Source organism: Shewanella sp. MF08487 (assembly GCF_050848685.1).
GTDB lineage: Bacteria > Pseudomonadota > Gammaproteobacteria > Enterobacterales > Shewanellaceae > Shewanella > Shewanella glacialipiscicola.
In genome coordinates, this window is record NZ_JBOZPB010000019.1 from 1 (window position 1) to 20,405 (window position 20,405).

At 45.2% G+C, this 20,405-nt stretch carries 18 protein-coding genes; 5 read left to right on the top strand and 13 right to left on the bottom strand.

Going from position 1 to position 20,405, the window contains the following annotated elements; translation table 11 throughout:
* Nucleotides 1–527 precede the first annotated feature (527 nt).
* Nucleotides 528–683: a hypothetical protein gene (locus tag ACRN9H_RS13355; protein ID WP_432314357.1), complete on the top strand. Its 156-nt coding sequence runs from the start codon at nt 528–530 to the stop codon at nt 681–683.
* A gap of 62 nt (nt 684–745) precedes the next feature.
* Here ACRN9H_RS13355 and dnaJ read toward each other — a convergent pair whose 3' ends face one another.
* Together dnaJ and dnaK are read right to left on the bottom strand one after the other, a co-directional pair.
* A complete protein-coding gene (gene dnaJ, locus ACRN9H_RS13360; protein WP_432314359.1) occupies nt 746–1,882 on the bottom strand; it encodes a molecular chaperone DnaJ in 1,137 nt (378 codons plus the stop codon).
* Between the two features lie 109 nt (nt 1,883–1,991).
* On the bottom strand, nt 1,992–3,911 hold the full coding sequence (gene dnaK, locus ACRN9H_RS13365) for a molecular chaperone DnaK (protein ID WP_220772463.1): 1,920 nt from the start codon (nt 3,909–3,911) through the stop codon (nt 1,992–1,994).
* Nucleotides 3,912–4,200: 289 nt separating this feature from the next.
* Between dnaK and ACRN9H_RS13370 the strand changes: the two genes are divergently transcribed.
* The 3 genes from ACRN9H_RS13370 to ACRN9H_RS13380 all read left to right on the top strand — a co-directional run bounded on the left by ACRN9H_RS13370 (nt 4,201) and on the right by ACRN9H_RS13380 (nt 6,035).
* Nucleotides 4,201–5,121, top strand: coding sequence for a DMT family transporter (locus ACRN9H_RS13370; protein WP_432314361.1), 921 nt, complete (start codon nt 4,201–4,203; stop codon nt 5,119–5,121).
* Between the two features lie 26 nt (nt 5,122–5,147).
* A complete protein-coding gene (gene ybaK / locus ACRN9H_RS13375; RefSeq protein WP_432314363.1) occupies nt 5,148–5,624 on the top strand; it encodes a Cys-tRNA(Pro) deacylase in 477 nt (158 codons plus the stop codon).
* Nucleotides 5,625–5,732: 108 nt separating this feature from the next.
* Complete coding sequence (locus ACRN9H_RS13380; RefSeq protein WP_432314364.1) at nt 5,733–6,035, top strand: hypothetical protein; 303 nt, start codon at nt 5,733–5,735, stop codon at nt 6,033–6,035.
* A 203-nt stretch (nt 6,036–6,238) separates the two neighbouring features.
* Here the strand turns inward: ACRN9H_RS13380 and ACRN9H_RS13385 are convergent, their stop codons facing one another.
* The 4 genes from ACRN9H_RS13385 to ACRN9H_RS13400 form a co-directional block, all read right to left on the bottom strand.
* Nucleotides 6,239–7,516: a glutamate-5-semialdehyde dehydrogenase gene (locus tag ACRN9H_RS13385; protein ID WP_432314366.1), complete on the bottom strand. Its 1,278-nt coding sequence runs from the start codon at nt 7,514–7,516 to the stop codon at nt 6,239–6,241.
* A gap of 12 nt (nt 7,517–7,528) precedes the next feature.
* Nucleotides 7,529–8,647 (bottom strand): glutamate 5-kinase, encoded by a 1,119-nt coding sequence (proB, locus tag ACRN9H_RS13390; RefSeq protein WP_432314368.1) that lies wholly within the window; start codon nt 8,645–8,647, stop codon nt 7,529–7,531.
* Between the two features lie 245 nt (nt 8,648–8,892).
* The gene (locus ACRN9H_RS13395) at nt 8,893–10,182 is read right to left on the bottom strand and encodes an NCS2 family permease (protein WP_432305748.1); all 1,290 of its coding nucleotides are present in this window, start codon (nt 10,180–10,182) and stop codon (nt 8,893–8,895) included.
* A 959-nt stretch (nt 10,183–11,141) separates the two neighbouring features.
* Nucleotides 11,142–12,680: a leucyl aminopeptidase family protein gene (locus ACRN9H_RS13400; protein WP_432314370.1), complete on the bottom strand. Its 1,539-nt coding sequence runs from the start codon at nt 12,678–12,680 to the stop codon at nt 11,142–11,144.
* 219 nt (nt 12,681–12,899) lie between these two features.
* Here ACRN9H_RS13400 and ACRN9H_RS13405 point away from each other — a divergent pair, with 219 nt between their 5' ends.
* Entirely contained in the window at nt 12,900–14,360 is a 1,461-nt protein-coding gene (locus tag ACRN9H_RS13405) for an aminoacyl-histidine dipeptidase (RefSeq protein ID WP_432314372.1), read from the top strand.
* Between the two features lie 116 nt (nt 14,361–14,476).
* Here ACRN9H_RS13405 and dinB read toward each other — a convergent pair whose 3' ends face one another.
* The 7 genes from dinB to nqrE form a co-directional block, all read right to left on the bottom strand.
* Complete coding sequence (gene dinB / locus ACRN9H_RS13410; protein WP_432314374.1) at nt 14,477–15,553, bottom strand: DNA polymerase IV; 1,077 nt, start codon at nt 15,551–15,553, stop codon at nt 14,477–14,479.
* Between the two features lie 305 nt (nt 15,554–15,858).
* Nucleotides 15,859–16,326: a bacterioferritin gene (gene bfr / locus ACRN9H_RS13415; RefSeq protein ID WP_432314375.1), complete on the bottom strand. Its 468-nt coding sequence runs from the start codon at nt 16,324–16,326 to the stop codon at nt 15,859–15,861.
* Between the two features lie 9 nt (nt 16,327–16,335).
* A complete protein-coding gene (gene bfr, locus ACRN9H_RS13420) occupies nt 16,336–16,809 on the bottom strand; it encodes a bacterioferritin (RefSeq protein ID WP_432314376.1) in 474 nt (157 codons plus the stop codon).
* 294 nt (nt 16,810–17,103) lie between these two features.
* Nucleotides 17,104–17,328, bottom strand: coding sequence for a (Na+)-NQR maturation NqrM (gene nqrM / locus ACRN9H_RS13425; protein WP_432314378.1), 225 nt, complete (start codon nt 17,326–17,328; stop codon nt 17,104–17,106).
* Between the two features lie 15 nt (nt 17,329–17,343).
* The gene (locus tag ACRN9H_RS13430; RefSeq protein WP_432314380.1) at nt 17,344–18,390 is read right to left on the bottom strand and encodes an FAD:protein FMN transferase; all 1,047 of its coding nucleotides are present in this window, start codon (nt 18,388–18,390) and stop codon (nt 17,344–17,346) included.
* 98 nt (nt 18,391–18,488) lie between these two features.
* Complete coding sequence (nqrF, locus tag ACRN9H_RS13435) at nt 18,489–19,745, bottom strand: NADH:ubiquinone reductase (Na(+)-transporting) subunit F (RefSeq protein WP_220772489.1); 1,257 nt, start codon at nt 19,743–19,745, stop codon at nt 18,489–18,491.
* Nucleotides 19,746–19,791: 46 nt separating this feature from the next.
* Nucleotides 19,792–20,400, bottom strand: a complete 609-nt coding sequence (gene nqrE / locus ACRN9H_RS13440; RefSeq protein WP_006080469.1) for an NADH:ubiquinone reductase (Na(+)-transporting) subunit E — start codon at nt 20,398–20,400, stop codon at nt 19,792–19,794.
* Nucleotides 20,401–20,405 lie beyond the last annotated feature (5 nt).

The window sequence follows — 20,405 nt, forward strand, 5'->3', positions numbered from 1 at the left end:
CAAGACGGCTTCATCTTTAAATGCCTGCGGATAACTCTTATGTGATTTTTTTAAACTCATATAGACCTCTTAATTTATTGACCATACTGTCTCAAAATTAAGTGTCCGATGGGATTAGACCAGAACAGCCTACTAAATAGTAGGAACAATTTGGTAAGCTTTATCTATCCAATAGATAAAGGAAACAGAAATTATGCAACTATATGAAATTGAAATAATAGCTTTGAAGAATACATAAGCAAAAAGCTATTAAAAACTGGTGACCTATTTGAAGTAGAGTTATATGCAGAAAAATTGGCTAAAAGCTTAAACGTCAAAGAAATGCAATGGCGTCTAGAAGGAGGATGCTTAGTCGGTGACGAGAAAATAATCATCGACAACAAACGTTCTCTTTGTATATCAAAAACTAAATTTTTGCTCATTGATAACGTTTAATACTTCGCACAATGCAAGTTATCCAACAAAAGACCGGACAGGCATAACATTTATCAGGTATACGCAGGACTTAAAAGGGATTAAGCACTGCCATGGAAGTGACCGTTGACGGCATGGATTCCGTCGTCGAGCCCTCAGGGATGAGTTCATGGCGAGTCACTGGAATGACAGTGCTTAATCAGTTACTGCGAACTACTCTCTCAAAATCTGAGCATTCAATCGAACATAAAAAAGCCCCGCAGTGTTAAACACTTCGGGGCTTTTTTCTTCTAGTGCGCAGCTAACATAACAGCAGCGCCATCAAACCAAGTTAGCTATTCAAGTCTTGAAAAAACTTCTTCACGCCATCAAAAAAACCTTCAGCCTTTGGGCTGTGCTTTCTTGACTCACCCGTTAGGGTGGCTTCAAATTCGCGTAACAGTTCTTTTTGACGTTCGTTTAAACTAACTGGTGTTTCCATGACCACTTTGCAGAGCAAGTCGCCGACAGCATGGCTGCGAACCGATTTAACCCCTTTGCCACGTAAACGGAACATACGACCCGTTTGCGTTTCGGCTGGGATTTTCAGGCTCACTTTACCATCCAGTGTGGGTACTTCAATCTCACCGCCTAGGGCCGCTTTACTGAAGGATATCGGCACTTCGCAGTAGAGGTTGTTACCATCACGGACGAAAATCGCATGCTCACGCACACTGACCTGAACGTATAAATCCCCTGGAGGCGCGCCAAACTCACCTGCTTCGCCTTCACCGGCTAAACGAATACGGTCACCCGTATCGACGCCAGCTGGGATTTTAACTGATAAAGTCTTGCTCTTTTCAACACGGCCATCACCATGGCACTTAGTACAAGGATCTTTGATGATCTTGCCGCGACCATGACAGGTTGGACAAGCTTGTTGTACGGCAAAAAAACCTTGACGCATTTGTACTTGGCCTTGGCCATGACAAGTGCCACAAGTGGTTGCAGAGGTGCCTTTTTTAGCGCCGCTGCCGTCACACAGATCACAACTCGCCAGCGTGGGTATACGTAATTCTTTGGTGAAACCTTTAACCGCTTCTTCCAGTGATAATTCGAGGTTGTAACGTAAATCTGAGCCTCGGGCCGCTTGACGTTGACCGCCGCCACGACGTCCACCGCCGAAAATATCGCCAAAGACATCACCGAAAATATCACCGAAATCGCCCTGCCCACCACCGTAACCACCGCCACCGCGATTAGGATCGACACCTGCATGACCAAACTGGTCATAAGCCGCTTTTTTGTCGGCGTCGGTTAGGATCTCGTAGGCTTCTTTAATTTCTTTAAAGTTAGCTTCTGCGGTTTTGTCGCCTGGGTTGCGATCTGGGTGAAATTTCATGGCCAGACGTTTGTAGGCCTTTTTAATTTCACGTTCGCTGGTGTCACGACTGACACCTAATACTTCGTAATAATCTCGCTTTGACATAATCTCATGCTTCTGGCTTAAGTTGAACAAACGGGCGTTAGGGTTGCCCCGTAACGCCCGCCTAGAAATTAACTATTTGAAATCAATCGATTTGATTGAGAACAAATCATTATTTCTTGTCGTCTTTCACTTCTTCGAATTCAGCATCGACAACATCATCGGCAGCAGCGTTAGCCTGTTTGCCCGCGTCGGCATTGTCGCCGCCTTGAGCTTGAGACTTAGCTTGAGCAATTTCCATCAGCTTAGCAGACGCTTCGATTAAGTTTTGAGTTGCCTTTTCAATGGCTTCTTTGTCATTGCCTTTGATGGCAGTGTCAACAGCAGCCATAGCAGCTTCGATCTTCTCTTTATCTTCGCTTGGCAGTGCATCGCCCGCTTCTTCTACTTGTTTCTTAGTCCCGTGGACTAAGCCGTCAGCTTGGTTACGTGCTTGCACTAACTCTTCAAACTTTTTGTCTTCATCTGCGTGAGCTTCAGCATCACGTACCATTTGTGCCACTTCTTCTTCGCTTAAGCCAGAAGAGGCTTTGATGGTGATGTTTTGTTTCTTGCCGGTTTTCTTGTCTGTCGCAGACACATGTAAAATACCGTCGGCGTCGATGTCGAACATCACTTCAATTTGTGGCTGGCCGCGTGGTGCAGGCTCAATACCGTCTAAATTAAACTGACCTAATGACTTGTTCGCGCTCGCTTGCTTACGCTCACCTTGCAGTACGTGAATCGTCACTGCACTTTGGTTGTCATCTGCTGTTGAGAACACTTGCTGCGCCTTAGTAGGAATCGTAGTGTTTTTCTCAATCAGCTTGGTCATTACGCTGCCCATGGTTTCAATACCCAAAGACAGTGGTGTTACGTCTAACAGTAATACGTCTTTCACTTCGCCCGACAGAACACCGGCTTGAATCGCAGCACCTACGGCAACGGCTTCGTCTGGGTTCACGTCTTTACGAGGTTCTTTACCGAAGAAGTTTGTTACTACTTCTTGAACCTTAGGCATACGTGTTTGACCACCCACAAGAATCACTTCGTTGATGTCTGATACTGATAAATCAGCGTCAGCCAAGGCAACTTTTAATGGCTCTAATGTGCGCATGATCATGTCTTCAACCAGTGCTTCTAACTTAGCACGAGTGATTTTAATCACTAAATGCTTAGGACCGGTTGCGTCTGCTGTAATGTATGGCAAGTTAACTTCTGTGTGATTTGTGCTTGAAAGCTCAATTTTTGCTTTCTCAGCCGCTTCTTTCAGACGTTGCATTGCCAAGGCGTCTTTACGCAGATCAAGACCTTGTTCTTTCTTGAATTCGTCAGCTAAGTAGTTGATCAAACGGTTGTCAAAGTCTTCACCACCTAAGTGGGTATCACCGTTAGTTGCCAATACTTCAAATGTTTGGTCACCATCGTTGCTATCGATTTCGATGATAGAGATATCGAACGTACCACCACCTAAGTCGTATACCGCAACAATGTTGTCGCCTTGCTTCTTATCAATACCGTAGGCTAATGCAGCTGCCGTTGGTTCGTTGATAATACGCTTAACATCAAGACCTGCGATGCGACCGGCATCTTTAGTGGCTTGACGTTGTGAATCGTTAAAGTAGGCAGGAACAGTAATAACTGCTTCTGTTACTTCTTCACCTAAAAAGTCTTCTGCTGTTTTCTTCATCTTTTTCAAGATTTCAGCAGACACTTGTGGTGGTGCCATTTTATTACCACGCGATTCAACCCATGCATCACCGTTGTCGGCTGCAATGATTTTGAATGGCATGATGTTCACGTCACGTTGAACTTCATCATCTTTAAAACGACGACCGATCAAACGCTTAATCGCGAAGAATGTGTTAGTTGGGTTAGTCACAGCCTGACGCTTTGCTGGCGAACCGACAATGATTTCATCGTCTGTATAAGCGATAATTGACGGTGTAGTGCGATCGCCTTCAGCATTTTCAATAACACGTGCTTTGCCGCCATCGAGGACTGCTACACAAGAGTTTGTTGTGCCTAAATCGATACCAATAATTTTACCCATGAGGTCCTCCGAAAAATTTCATTCAATCTAAATTTGTTTAGTTGGTTTTGATATAGGGCTAGACGGTGTAAATACCAAGTCCATCATTAGCCACTTCTCTGCCTTGATACCTATATTGGGACAGGGAATTTAATTACAAGGGTTAACAAAAAAATTTTCTAATTTATCTTTCCCGTAGCAGTATCAAGATAAAATATTTATCACTGCAAAATAGTCTTGCTTATCAGCCAAGGCTGTTATTCAATCGGCCCCCATTGGGCGGGTGATTATCTATAGTAAGGTCATTAGAGTGAAGGCTTCAAATCTAGCGTATGTGTATGGCATGGCGGCGGTCTTTCTTTGGTCTACGGTTGCCACAGCATTTAAAATTGCTTTGAGCTATTACAGCCCGCTGCAATTAGTTTTTGTGGCTGTACTCACCTCCATTGTTGCCCTTAGCGGTATTCTCGCTTGGCAACATAAGCTCTCTTTGCTACCACAACAATTTTTGCGCCGACCCACTTTTTATTTAGTCACAGGGCTTATCAATCCTTTTCTTTACTACGTTGTGCTATTTAAAGCCTATGCCTTACTGCCTGCACAGCAAGCCTTGTCACTTAATTACACTTGGGCGGTATTGTTGCCGTTACTCGCCGCACCTTTGTTAAAACAACACTTACGTAAAAGTGATATTGCCGCGGCTTTGATTGCCTACTCTGGGGTGTTCATCATTGCCACTGGCGGCGATATAAGCGGTTTTAACTTTGATAGCCCGCTCGGCATTGGCCTTGCCCTCACCAGTACCTTACTCTGGTGCTTATATTGGATCGTCAACACCAAAGATCAAGGCGATCCTGTGGTGAGCTTATTACTCAGTTTTCTCATCGGCTTACCTTTTATCACCGCCACTTTAGTACTGACCGATGTGATGCCAAGTTTTAGTGTTAAGGCAATATTTGCGGGTATGTATGTCGGACTATTTGAGATGGGCATTACTTTTGTGCTGTGGTTAATGGCGCTTAAAATGGCCACCCGCACCGCTAACATTAGCACTATGGTGTTTTTATCTCCGGTGATGTCGATTGGATTTATCGCATGGATTTTGCAAGAAACAATTACTACGGCCACGTATCTCGGGCTCGCTTTTATTCTGTCGGGTATGGTGTTACAGCAACTTTTACCGCGTTATATCGACCGAAACCGTAAATTACGCCCAAAGCTAGCCAAATAAATCTCTATGTTGTAAAGGAGTAGACAATGACCCCTGCCGTTCGTCTGGCTAAGAAAGCCCAGATCCCGTTTGATATCCTTGAGTACAGCCACGACCCACACTGCGCGGCCTACGGCGAAGAAGCGGCCAACACATTAGGGTTAGACCCCGCACAGGTGTTTAAAACCCTGTTAGTGGCCACCGATAAAACGCACGCCCCGCTTGCGGTCGCTTTAGTGCCAGTTGATCATCAGCTCAATCTCAAAGCCGTAGCTAAATGGTTAGGACAAAAAAAGCTGCAAATGGCCGATGCAGAGTTAGCGCAAAAATCTTCGGGTTATCTTGTGGGCGGCATTAGCCCGCTGGCACAAAAAAAACCGTTACCCACCTTGATTGATGCTAGTGCGCAGAACTTTGATAGGATTTATGTAAGCGCCGGCCGACGCGGTTTAGAAATTAGCTTAGCCGCCGCTGATTTGGCAAAATTGTGCAAGGGATCATTTGCCGATATCAAGACGCTATAAGCGGCATCTAATATCATTACGATAGGTTTATCGTATTTAAAACGTTTGAAAACCCACCCATATCAAGCTATAAATTGTACAGTGGTAAATAAGGCTAAGGATAGTCATATGGAAAAGTCAACACAATGGATGCCAGAAAATGGCTTAAGCCGCCTCAGTTGGGTGGCGATGCTGCTTTGTATTGGCTTATTTATTTACGAATATTTTTGGGGTAATGACTTCACCACTATGGTGGTCATGCTGTACTGCAGTTTTATGCTACCGGCGGTATTACTCACCCGCAGAGTGCAAGAAAAATACTTTATCTATACCTTGGAATACATTGTCCCGTTTCGTAAATTTACAGCATTGATGTCGTTGGTATTTCTTTGTATTTGGATCATCGCCACGAGTCTGCAGCTATTCCATTAAGCTTCTTGTTTATCATCGTTTTATTTTTAATACTTTTAACCCTTAGCTCCTTCATTGCAAACCTTTACACCACCCTTCACAAAATATTTCACACCGCAACATACTGTTATATCAATAGTATTAAGCGGAACCTATCGATTAATTCGCATAAAAAAGCCGTCAACGCATGGCGTTAACGGCTGCTTATTTCTAACAGAAAAACATTACACGCGGCTGGTGTAATCACCCCAGGCTAACCATTTATAGGTGGTTAATGCCTCAAGCCCCATGGGGCCACGGGCGTGGAGTTTTTGTGTGCTCACCGCGACCTCTGCGCCAAGGCCAAACTGACCGCCATCGGTAAAGCGCGTACTGGCATTAACATATACAGCAGCAGAGTTCACTTCATTCATAAAGTGCGCCGCGGCATGAATATCATCAGTTAAAATCGCTTCAGAATGGCCGCTAGAATAGTGACGAATATGACCAACGGCGGCGTCAATATCGCTCACCACTTTGATACCTATGGTTAACGACAACCACTCGATACCAAAATCTTCAGGCTTGGCGAGGGAAAGATCAAAACCTAAGCCATCAAGCAATGTATAAGTTTGCTCACAGACTGAAAAACGCACACCTAAACGATGTAGATATTCGGCAATTTGCGGCACAAATGTGCTCGCCACCCGCTCATCCACCAGCAAAGTATCGAGCGCATTACACACGGTTGGACGTTGCACTTTGGCGTTAGCAATCACCGCGAGCGCACGTTCAAGATCGGCATTTTTATCAACATACAAATGGCAAATACCAATCCCCCCTAATATTACGGGGATTGTCGCCTGCTCTGCGCATAAACGCTGCAGCGCTTGACCACCGCGGGGCACTATCATGTCGACATATTGGTCAAGCTTAAGTAAACCTGTCACTAGTGCTCTATCTGGCGAGTCGATAAATTGCACCGCATCGATAGGCAAACCTTGGGCGACCACAGCGCTGCGGATCACGTCACTGATTAACTTATTCGATTGCAGGGTTTCTTTACCACCACGAAGAATAACCGCGTTGCCGGTTTTGAGTGCCAGCACCGCAATATCAACCGTCACATTGGGCCGCGCCTCATAAATAACCCCAATCACCCCAAGCGGTACTCGGCGGCGAGTGAGCCTTAACCCGTTATCGAGTAATTGACTACCGAACTCTTCGCCAACGGGATCGGCAAGACTAATAACGTCACTAATATCGCCGATGATCCCCGCCAGACGCGCCTCATCTAACAATAATCGGTCGATCATTGCATAGGTGAGCCCATCCGCTTTAGCCGCAGCCACATCTTTGGCATTAGCGGCTAAAATCGCCAGCGTATTAAGGGTTAACGCATCGGCAATGGCTTTGAGTAACTCGGCTTTTTGGCTTGCCGTTAAGTTCGCTAAAGCATAACTTGCCTGTTTAGCATTTATGCCAAGTTGCTGTATATATTGCTCTTGCTGAATTTGACTCAAAACAGACCTCGCTTATAGGACTACCATGTCGTTGCGATGCACTATTGCATCACCATAATCGTAACCGAGTACTGACTCGATCTCGTCGGAATGTTTACCTGCGATTAAACCTAGGGCCTGAGCGCAATAACGTGTCATTCCTTTGGCTATCACTTTACCCTGTTGATCGACTAATTGCAGCGTTGCACCGCGCTCAAATTTGCCTTTAACACCGACAATACCTTTAGATAATAGGCTGCGGCCCTTGTCTGTCACCGCTTTCACTGCGCCCGCATCGAGCACTAAAGAGCCTTGGGTCGCAGGGCCAGCTAAAATCCACTGTTTACGGCTTTCGAGCGGGTTTTCGATGGCACTAAAATGCGTGCCAACCGATTCTTTACTCACCACTTTTTTAATCACATCGGGGTGATGACCAGAGGCAATAACGACTTCAATCCCCGCACGGCGAGCAATATCCGCCGCCTCCAATTTAGTCGACATTCCGCCTGTGCCTAAACCAGACACAGATCCGCCGGCCAGCATCCGCAGGCTATCGTCAATTGTCACTACCTGCGAAATCAATTTAGCATTGGGATTAGTGCGTGGATCAGCATCGAATAAGCCCTTCTGATCCGTCAATAAAATCAATAAATCAGCATCACACAGCAGCGCCGCACGGGCCGATAAATTATCGTTATCGCCCACTTTGATTTCGTTAGTAGCCACCGCATCGTTTTCATTGATGATCGGCACAATATTATTAGCTAACAGCGCATTAAGTGTATCGCGGGCATTAAGGTAACGTTCTCTATCCTGCAAATCGGCACGGGTCAGCAGCAATTGGCCCACATGCAGCCCATAAATACTAAAGAGTTGTGACCACGCGAGGATCAACTGGCTTTGCCCGACAGCGGCTAATAATTGTTTATTCGCCATAGTGTCGGGCAGTGTCGGGTATTGGAGATGTTCGCGCCCAGCGGCAATGGCCCCTGAGGTACATAAAACGACTTCGACCCCAGACTTCATCAGTGCGGCCATTTGACGAGCAAGCTCAACCATGTGGGCTTTATCTAGCTGTTTACTGCCAGAGGTCAGCACACTCGTCCCTAATTTCACTACCACGCGGCGATACGCAATATCACTTAAGTTCATTATTCATTAGTAAAAAATAACCGAACAGCCCTTATACCTAATCCGCTGGGTAATTGGTAGCAAGGAGTGGTTAACTAGAGATAAATTTTGGAGTTTGTTAGAAATCGTACATTAAAAAGGGTCATCTGTTAGATGACCCTCAAAAAATATTGTCTATTGTAGACAATATGCATACTCGTTTGCGCTAATCAGTATGGCTCATAGTGCGTACAAGCATGACCGACGGCGCTGCACTATATACACCATTAACCGTAAATAAATTTAGCCAAAAACAGTGCAGCAATCACTAATATGCCGACATTGAGATCGCTAAAACGACCAGTCATTAACTTAATCGCCGCATAGGAAATCATCCCGAAGGCAATGCCCGTTGCGATAGAAAAAGTCAGCGGCATTAAAATACACACCACAACGACAGGGGCGGCTTCGGTTAAATCTTCCCATTCCACATGCATAAGCCCTGACATCATCAAAATAGCCACATAAAGCAGCGTACCCGCAGTAGCGTAAGCAGGGATCATGCCAGCTAAGGGTGATATAAATAACGCGGCAATAAACAGTAATCCCACCACCACAGCAGTTAAACCAGTACGACCACCCACACTGACGCCCGCGGTACTTTCTACATAGCTTGTTGTCGTCGATGTCCCCAAGGCTGCGCCTGCAATAGTTGCCAAACTATCGGCGGTTAAAGCACGATTTAAACGTGGTAAGCGGCCCTTATCGTCAAGAAAACCACCGCGCTGCGCAACGGCAACTAAGGTACCAGAGGTATCAAATAGATCGACAAATAAGAAAGCGAATACGACCGATAACATACTGACTTCAAATACTTGAGATAAGTCCATCTTCATAAATGTTGGCATGATCGACGGCGGCATAGATACAATGCCGTTATACTGCACATCGCCAAATATCAGCCCAAGGCCAGTGATAATCAGGATGCTTAACATCACCGCCGATTTCATCCCACGTTGCACTAACGCAATAATCAGGAAAAAACCTAACACCGCCATCACTGCCGGAAAGGCAGTAATATCGCCTAAAGTCACTAATGTTGCAGGGTTTGCCACCACAATACCTGCACTCTTAAGACCAATCAGCGCGAGGAACAAACCAATACCGGCGGCAATACCAATACGCAGCGACATAGGAATACTATTGACTATCCACTCTCGAATACGTACTAAAGACAAAATGAGAAAGCAAATTCCCGACAGAAATACCGCGCCGAGGGCTGTTTCCCAGCTGTAACCCATCTCACCCACAACTGTATAAGTAAAAAAGGCGTTAAGCCCCATACCAGGTGCAAGCGCGATAGGATAATTCGCCATCAAGCCCATCACTAAACAGCCAACGGCAGCGGCTAAACAAGTGGCAACAAACACAGCCCCATGGTCCATCCCCGCATCGGCTAACATCATGGGATTAACAAAAATAATGTAAGCCATGGTCATAAATGTGGTCAAACCTGCGATAGCTTCCTGCTTGAGGCTCGTTTGATTTTGTTTAAGTTTGAACAATTTTTCTAACATGAAACTGGATGCCTTTTTATTTTAAGTAGGTAGGGTCACTACATATCACCATTTTTAACATGGCTATATTTGTTGCAAGTATAGGGAGTTTAGGCTGGTCAGGCCAGAAAATTGGCAAGGGTATAACAAAGGCAAAATATCTAGCGACTCATTATAAATGCCAGTAACAATTTTAGTGGCATGAGCACTGGATGTAAGACTGAATGGAATGATTCTGACTATTTCTAACTTGCTGCGAGAACAAACTTTTTAAAGGCCCAAAAGCTCAATCTACTTTAATAAAAAGTCATTAATTTAAAAAATAAGCAAAAAAAAAGCCTGCTCAATGAGCAGGCAAAGACATATTTCAAGCGTCCCTTTCGGGGAAGTACATTACCGCGCTAACGGGAAAAACCTGGTATATTCATGCAAAAACACAAACATACTACTTGAGTCTAAACACGCCAAAAAGGCGATACAAGGTTGATGGATGATGGAAACTCAAACTTTAAGGAGGGTTAGGCCTTAAAGCTCATGGCGAATAAACCGCCACGCAAAACATCAGTATTAAACCAAGTGTTCTGCCAATAAATATGTTTGCTGCCTGTATAAGACATAGTCAATACTCCTAAATTAGTTGTGATTAAGTACTCTAGTAAAGCTTGGCTCGGTTCCATGGAACTAGAGATTCTCATATCCGTTGAGACGACTTGTCACTCGGGTCCTTGGAGAAATTTATCCATCCTGGATAGACTAGAGGGAATAGGCTAGTGCCTAATCCACGAAAATCATTATATGGTTTTGTAGTTTTATTACAACCTTTATTTGTATTTTTTTTAATTAAGGCCTTTGCGTGTAATTAAATTACACAATTATAGTGAGGTTAATGTCGATCTGCTTCACAGAAAAACAGAAATAACCCTGTAACCATCTAATAAGTAAGATATTACAGAATTATTTCTATTTGTTACTACTACTCGTTAGCGATTGATCAGATATTGATACAAGCCCACCAGCAGACTCGCGGTAGGTTTGCCGTAGAGCGGATCACCTTCGGTCGCACTGCCTGCGATATCTAAGTGTGTGTAAGCCAAGGGAATAGGGGCATTTACCCCATGATCAAATAGTCCAGAGGCTTTCAGTAAAAATGCCGCAGGATATTGATGTCCACGGGCTGTAATCGATGATGGCGCATTATTTGACGATAATATTTCAGCAGCGCCTGATACATCGCGGATCTTAGCGAAGTCTTCAGGGCGTAATGTAGACACTTCAAAGGGTTCGCCCCATTGAGTCGCCTGCTGTTGTAAAGTGACAGCGCATTGCTGCGCACTCGCCACTGAGTTTTCCACCGCCGCGGGATAACTGCCATAACAACGTACGACATGACCTGTGAGTGTTGCGACCGAAAACATCTCAGGCTTCACCGCCGACACGGCTTTGATGCGTAAATGGCTCAGTAAATCCGCCAGCACTAAGCGCCCTTCGGCGTCCGTATTACCAATCCGCACTCGCACACCCGCATGACTGGTGATGATTTCATCGGTCACGAAGGCTTCGCTTCCTATGCTGTTACGCACTAAACCTAACTCGGCAATCACACGAATGCCCTTAGGCTTGAGCATTGACAGGGTTTTGAATAGCCCCGCCACAGCAGAAGCGCCGCCTTTATCACGGCTCATGCCCGCCATAGAACCGCCGACTTTCAGATCAGCGCCGCCGGTATCGTAGATCACGCCCTTACCCGCGAACAGGAAAGTACGAGTCACTTCACCCTCTGGCAGATATTCTAATTTCACCACCCGAGGTTGATGACGACCGACGGCAAAAGAGGAGCGCGCCACGGCACTGAGCAGCGGATAGTCACGCTCTAAAATATCTCTGTCTTCTACCACTGCGGTTTTGATCACGCTGCCCGCTAAGGATTGCAGACAATAGTCAGCAAAGGCTTTAGCCGACATGCGCTCAGGTTCAGTACCACATAAATCCCGCGCTAATACACGGCCCGCTTCTAACGCATTGAGCAAATTGCTGTTATGGGTTGACGAAGATAATAACCCTATGGCCTCAAATGAAGGCGTTAGGCCCGTCGCTTCACGCAGCTCTAAGGCTTGCCACAGTTCTTGACCGCAGGCTAATGCTGCAACTTCAGAGGCAAAACCAAAACGCAGCTCCTTCGATGGCACCACATATAATAACGGACGTTTGGCGCCCGCCTCTTTTGCGATAGCAATCGCCGCCCTAGCGGCATCGGCATACACACGCACGTCCACATACTCGTCGTTCACTTGGGTGACAGGCGCGATGATCAAGCGACCTCCAGCAAGCCCTGGCGCAAACAGTAATGTCGGGCTCTTACCTACGCGCTTATCCACGTGGGCACCGTGCTGAGCCAATAAACTGATCTCATCAAAACCTATAGCATCCAGATCTGGCGTCACCACCACAACAGCATCCCAGCCTTCACCATCAAAAATGGCATTTTCTGCTTTTACATCAACGAAGTTAACTTGAAACATAACCCATCCTTTTTCATTATTGTGCCTGCATTATTCCCGCTCTATCGCTTAATTACCAATCTAAAAGTGGTATCGAGACCCTCTGAAAAATCCCAACTGGAAACTTTGGCTGCCAGCGTAACAAAAGCCTGTGATGCTGAGATTATTTGGCTGCGCAGAATGTGGTAGAATGGCCGCAAATTTGCCCTATACCCACAAGACCTTATGAGGGACACTCAAGTGACAGCTTTAAGTCAGTTATACCCACAGCCTTTATGGCAATGGTTTGAACAAATTTGCGCGATTCCCCATCCATCTAAGCATGAGCAAGCCTTAAGCCAGCACATTCAAGCGTGGGCAAAAAGCAAGCAACTTGCCGTCGTTGAAGATGCCGTTGGCAACTTGATCATCCGCAAACCGGCTACGCCTGGAATGGAAGATCGTAAAATCGTGGTCATTCAAGCCCATATCGATATGGTGCCACAAAAAAATGCCGATAAAGTGCATGATTTTACTAAAGATCCTATCGAAGCTTATGTCGATGGCGATTGGGTTAAAGCCAAGGGTACAACCTTAGGTTCAGATAACGGTATTGGCATGGCATCGGCGCTGGCCATTTTAGGCTCTGATGATATCAAGCACGGCCCATTAGAAGTGCTGCTGACGATAGATGAAGAAGCGGGCATGACAGGCGCTTTTGGTTTACAAGCGGGCATGTTAGACGCTGACATTCTGATCAATACCGACTCAGAGCAAGAAGGTGAAATTTACATGGGCTGCGCCGGCGGTGTCGATGCTCAAATCACACTGCCAATGGTGTGGCAAGCGTCTGAGCAAAGTTACTCTGCCTTTAGCCTGCATTTATCTGGCTTAAAAGGCGGTCACTCTGGAGTGAATATTCACTTAGGTCGCGGCAACGCCAACAAGTTATTGGCGAGTTTCCTATTTGAAAATGCAGATGATTTAGCGTTAGAGCTGACACAATTTAGCGGCGGTTCATTGCGTAATGCGATTCCACGGGAAGCCAACATCAGCTTTATGTTGCCAGAAGAAAACGTCAGTGCATTAAACGAAAAAGTCGCTGAGTTTGAAGCGCTTATCCGCACCGAACTCGCCATTGCCGATCCTGATATACGTTTAGTGTTAAACACTATCCCAACGCCAAAACGTGTGATGAGCGAAAACAGCCAAAATACCCTGATCGATTTGCTGCATGTGTGCCCGAACGGCGTGATCCGCATGAGTGATGAAGTAGAAGGTGTGACTGAAACCTCACTCAACGTAGGCGTGATCAGCACTGATGATGAAGAAGTCACTATCCTGTGCCTTATCCGCTCACTGATCGATTCTGGCCGTACTCAAGTCGAAGGCATGTTAACTGCGCTGACCAACTTAGCCGGAGCCGATATCGATTTAAGCGGCGCTTACCCAGGTTGGAAACCAGATAACAGCTCGCCTGTGATGGCTATAGTACGCGAAACCTATCAAGACATTTACCAAAAAGAGCCAGTGATCATGGTGATCCATGCGGGTCTTGAGTGTGGTTTATTCAAGAAACCTTACCCTGAGATGGATATGGTCTCGATTGGCCCCACGATCCGTTATCCACACGGACCAGATGAGATGGTGAATATCACCACAGTCGGCCAGTACTGGACCTTGTTACTAGCGGTACTCGAGCGCATTCCCGTTAAGGCTTAAGCCTTAACGAAGTTTACTTACTTCGTTCGCTTTTAATATAAAGCCGCATCAGCTTAATGACGATGCGGCTTATTTTTAGCACTAGTCTGAAAACTTGGTCACGTTGCTAAGCGTTATTAAAACGCTAAATTGAGTTGCGTTTGGGCTGGGATAAGCGTGGGAATAATGTGGATAGAATCTGCCAACCCAACCGAAATCCCCAGTAGCCGAATGCCGCGCCCCTCCTGCCTTACCATCGCTTGCGCAAGTAGCTCATAAAACATCTCAATTGAGACTTGGTCACTGCGATGTTCAATAGTGGTCTGCTTAAAATCGTTAAATTTGAGCTTTACCACTTGTTTGCATATTTGTCTGTTTTTAGCGCCGCGATCCAAGCGCTGCAGCAACTCTTGAATTAATCCAGGTATAATTTGTTGGCATTGATCTAAATGATAGATATCTTTTGCCAGTGTGGTTTCTACACCGACTGATTTACGCTCTCTGTCAGCAGAAATACCCCGCTCATCTATGCCGTAAGAACGCTCAATCAATACACTGCCAAATTTGCCAAATCGCGCCACAAGCTCAGTTTTAGAATAGGCTTGTACATCACTGCAGGTATGGAGCCCTAACAAGGCTAACTTTTCAGCGGTAACTTTACCTACACCGGGAATTTTTCGTAAGGATAAGGTTTTAACGAACTCAGGCACAGTATCTGGCGTGATCACATATTGACCATTGGGTTTATTCAGATCCGATGCGATCTTAGCGAGAAACTTAATTGGCGCTATACCTGCCGATGCCGTTAACCCCGTTTCCATTAAAATATCACGGCGAATAGCTTGGGCTATTAAGGTAGCAGAACCTTTATATTGTTGGCACTCACTCACGTCTAAATAGGCTTCATCGAGAGACAGCGGCTCAATCAATGACGTATAGCGGGAAAATATTTCACGGATCTGCAACGACACTTGTTTGTAAACCTGCATACGACCAGGCACCAGAATAAGATCGGGGCACAACTTAAAAGCATAAGCCGTGGCCATCGCTGAACGTACGCCAAATTTACGCGCCTCGTAACTACAAGTGCTAATAACGCCGCGGCGATCACTACTGCCGCCCACGGCTAAAGGTTTGCCAAGATACTCAGGAAAGTCACGCATTTCCACCGCAGCAAAATAGCAGTCCATATCGATGTGAATAATTTTTCGCACGTTGAATGCCTCCAGCGCCAAAATACTGTATATAAAAACAGTTATCAAGCATTGTGACATATTTGCCACGACTTTTATGCTGGATAAAGACACCTGAGAGATATTTTGATCTATTAAGCTTGAGATAGCGGGGTAGGAATAGGTACTTGAGGAAAGTAAACTAAAGCGTTAACTGTCTAGTATTTATTCGCGAAGGGCAACAGGGAAGACACAAGGTATGTAGAAGCAGGCTTGTCGTACAAAAGAGAGTATAGATTATGTAGATTAACCCCAGCACCAAGGCTTATCGGCACTGGGGTTATAGATTACATCTTAGTTTGTAAATAATTTGGCAACCCGATGCGGTCAATCAGTCCGAGTTGTTTCTCAAGCCAGTACATATGATCAGATTCAGTATCGTCGAGCAACACTTCGAGAATTTCGCGGGTCTGGTAATCTTGTTTTTGCTCACACAGTGCAATGACTTGGCGTAAATCATCTGCGACCTTGTACTCGTAGGCGAGATCGTTACGCATCATTTCAGTTACATCTTTACCTATGTTTAATGCCTCACGGGCGGCAACATCAGGCGTACCTTCGAGAAATAAAATGCGCTGCACTAACTTAGCAGCATGGGCTTTTTCATCGTCTGACTCATGGGCAATACGTTCATAGAGCTCATTGAATCCCCAATCTTCATACATGTGGGCATGGACAAAATATTGATCCATGGCCGAGAGTTCTCCCGTTAGGAGTCGATTTAACGCATCGATAACGTCTTTATCGCCTTTCATATTCCGCTCCTATTGGTCGCTAATTTGCGATTGTAGATAATTTTGAATACCCGTTAAGGTAATAAGCTCTTGCTGCGATTCAAGCCAATCTAAATGCTCTTCTTCGTCTTCGAGAATGTCTTCCAGCAGATCGCGGCTCACATAGTCCTGCTCTGCTTCACACAAGCTAATCGCATCACGCAGTATAATGAGTTGCTCTTGTACCATGGCCGCATCGCAGCCGAGCATTTCTTCGCTATGCTCACCAATACGCAGCTTTTCAAGTTGCTGCAAATTAGGTAATCCTTCTAAAAATAATACCCGCTCGATAAGCTTATCGGCATGCTTCATGTCTTGAATGGATTTTTTATATTCAACGTGATTAAGCTTCTCAAAGCCCCAATGTTTAAACATGCGGGCATGGAGAAAATATTGATTGATGGCAGTCAACTCACAGGTAAGCACCCGATTCAGTTGTCCAACCACTTTAGGATGACCTTTCATAAGTTACTATCCTTGGTAAACGAGAAAAGATTGATCTATATCAAACGACTAGCCTAGTACAATTTAGCCTATAACTCAAATTATCTTTATATTTCACTCACTTAATGATAAAAACCGTTCTCATTCACACTTAGATTCACAGGCCATCTTACTCATATCATAAGGATAAATCTCAAACGGTTAGGCCATGTAGATAAATCTGAGGCAAAAAAATAGCCTCCACAATGGGAGGCTATTATTTAACCTGAACTAGAGATAAGTTTTACGTCTCTGCAGGTCATTTAGTTAAGACAATTAAATAATACGGTCTTTTGTTAACTTCTCACGGCGCGCTTCTTCAGCGGCCATACGACGCTTACGTTTGTCACAAGGGTCATCACAATCACACGCTTTCTCAATCCCTAGAACACCTAAACCGCCACAACTTCCTTCAACGGCCTTGCGCTTTATGAGATAACCTATCGACATGAACAAAAAGAATAATAACAAAATCACAAATGCCGCGATAAAAGAGGTCATGGTTTACTCCAAAAACTAGATAAGGAAAGGCTTGAAGGCGTCGCTGTAATAGACCTTAAATCCGTCGCCTTGCTTTTCAATTAGCATTATCGCCAAGTGTTGCTGCTTGGCAAGCTCCAATGATGCTTCGGTCCCTAAAACCATCATGGCCGTAGCAAAACCGTCAGCTGTCATACAATTTTGATGCAATATTGTCACGGATGCGAGTTTATGATTAATCGGCATGCCCGTACGCGGATCAATTATATGGGTAAAACGCTGGCCGTCTTCCTCATAATAATTACGATAATCGCCTGATGTCGCCATTGCCATGGTACCCGGCGCGATAATTTGTTGTATCGCTTCAGTACCATCGTCGGTCGGTTGCTCTATTGCAACGCGCCAAGCACTGCCATCGGACTTAGTGCCTTTGATACTCAGCTCCCCACCAATTTCAACTAAATATCCAGCAGCGTTGTATTTATCAAGAATGGAAGCCACTTTATCAACCCCAAACCCTTTGGCAATAGATGATAGGTCTACGTATAAATGGGCGTTGTGCTTAGTTAGACGGTTACCTTCAATGGAAAGTTCACTAATACCTGTTTTGGCTTTCGCCGCATCGATATCGGCCTGACTCGGGACCTTTGTTGGACGCTTATCTGGCCCAAATCCCCACAGGTTAACTAAAGGACCTAAGGTAATATCAAGTGCCTTATCCGTCACTTGATATAAACGTACTCCCTCTTGTACCACTTTGATGGTATCCGGTGAGACTTCAACACTTTGTTCCAATGGCAATTGGTTGAAACGAGATAATTCTGAATTAGGTCGGTATGTCGACATTTGGTCATTGACGAGCTCAAGGGCTAAATCAATTTCCTCTTGCAGTAACTGCGCTGTGGGCATCTGCTCATTCGGAACGACTTTAATATGATACGTGGTACCCATAGTGCTGCCAGACAACGAAATCATTTCGTTCTGTTTGGCACAAGCTGAAACAAAAAAGGCCAGCCCTAGAAGGACCAGCCAATTTACTGAATGCTTTAATACTGAGCTATTGATTTTTAAGGTCTGAAACATAATGACCTACCACTCTTATTTATGCCCTTAAACGCAAAAGTTGCAGATGAAAGGATATCCTTAACATCTGCAACTCTTTTATCTAGGACGAATGAACATTAGCCGCCGAAGTCATCCAACAGGATGTTTTCGTCTTCGACACCAAGATTTTTCAACATACCAATGACGGCAGCGTTCATCATTGGAGGTCCACACATGTAGAACTCACAATCTTCTGGTGCATCATGGTTTTTCAGATAGTTTTCATATAATACGTTATGAATAAAACCTGTGTAACCATCCCAGTTATCCTCTGGCTGAGGATCTGAAAGTGCCACATGCCATACGAAGTTATCATTCTCAGCCGCGAGGCCATCGAAGTCTTCTACGTAGAACATTTCACGCTTAGAACGTGCACCGTACCAGAAGCTCATCTTACGTTTAGAGTGAAGACGCTTCAGTTGGTCGAAGATATGTGAACGCATTGGCGCCATACCCGCACCACCGCCGATAAACACCATTTCAGCATCGGTATCTTTCGCGAAGAATTCACCGAATGGGCCTGAAATCGTGACTTTATCGCCAGCTTTCAAGCTCCAAATGTAAGATGACATCTTACCGCAAGGCAGGGTCAGGTTACGTGGTGGAGGCGTAGCAATACGCACGTTCAGCATAATAATACCGAACTCTTCTGGGTAGTTAGCCATCGAGTATGCACGGATAGTTTCTTCATCAACCTTAGACTCAAGATTGAAGAAACCAAAGTGTTCCCAGTCGCCACGGTATTTTGCAGGTACATCAAAATCTGCATATTTAACATGGTGAGCCGGAGCTTCGATTTGAATATAACCACCAGCACGGAATGGTACAGACTCGCCATCAGGAATTTGCAGCTTCAGTTCCTTAATGAAAGTGGCTTTGTTATCGTTAGAGATAACTTCACATTCCCATTTCTTGATACCAAAGATTTCTTCGTCAAGCTCGATTTCCATATCGTTCTTAACGTTAACCTGACAAGAAAGACGACAACCTTTACGGGCATCACCTTTGCTGATGTGATCAAGTTCGGTTGGCAGAATATCACCGCCACCAGACTTAATCACCACGCGACATTGACCACATGAGCCACCGCCACCACACGCACTCGATACGAAGATACCGCTATTAGCCAAAACACCTAACAACTTACCACCAGCACCGGTTGTAATTGCTTTTTCAGGATCGTCATTGATGCCGATCGTGATGTCACCGCTAGCCACTAACTTAGACTTAGCGAATAAAATCACTAATACCAAGATGAGGACGATAGCAGTAAACATACTCACACCGAGGTAAACCTCAAGCGGAGTAGATTTAAAAATACCAAGAATATCCATTAACTTATCCTTAGAAGGTCCAATTCAAGAAGCCGTTATGCATCTCTTACAGAGACACACCAGAAAACGACATGAAACCTAAGGCCATTAAACCCGCAGTAATAAAGGTAATACCTAAACCACGCAGACCGTTAGGCACGTCGGCATACTTCAGCTTCTCACGGATACCGGCCATCAATACGATAGCTAATGCCCAACCCACTCCTGAGCCGAAACCAAACACCACACTCTCGCCTAACTTGTAGTCACGCTCAACCATGAATGATACCGCACCGAAAATCGCGCAGTTCACTGTGATCAAAGGTAAGAAAATACCTAATGCGTTGTACAAAGGCGGAAAGTACTTGTCTAGTGCCATTTCCAGAATTTGAACCAAAGCCGCAATCACACCGATAAAGGTAATGAATTTCAAGAAGCTTAAGTCAGCTTCAGGTGCGCCAGCCCAAGCAAGTGCACCAGGAGCAAGCAGCCCTTGATAGATAACTTGGTTTGCTGGGACAGAGATAGTTAACACTACAACTACCGCAATCCCTAGGCCCATAGCAGTGGTCACTTTCTTAGACACAGCCAAGAAAGTACACATACCTAGGAAGAAGGCCAGTGCCATGTTTTCAATGAAAACAGAGCGAATTAACAGGCTAATATAATGTTCCATCGCAC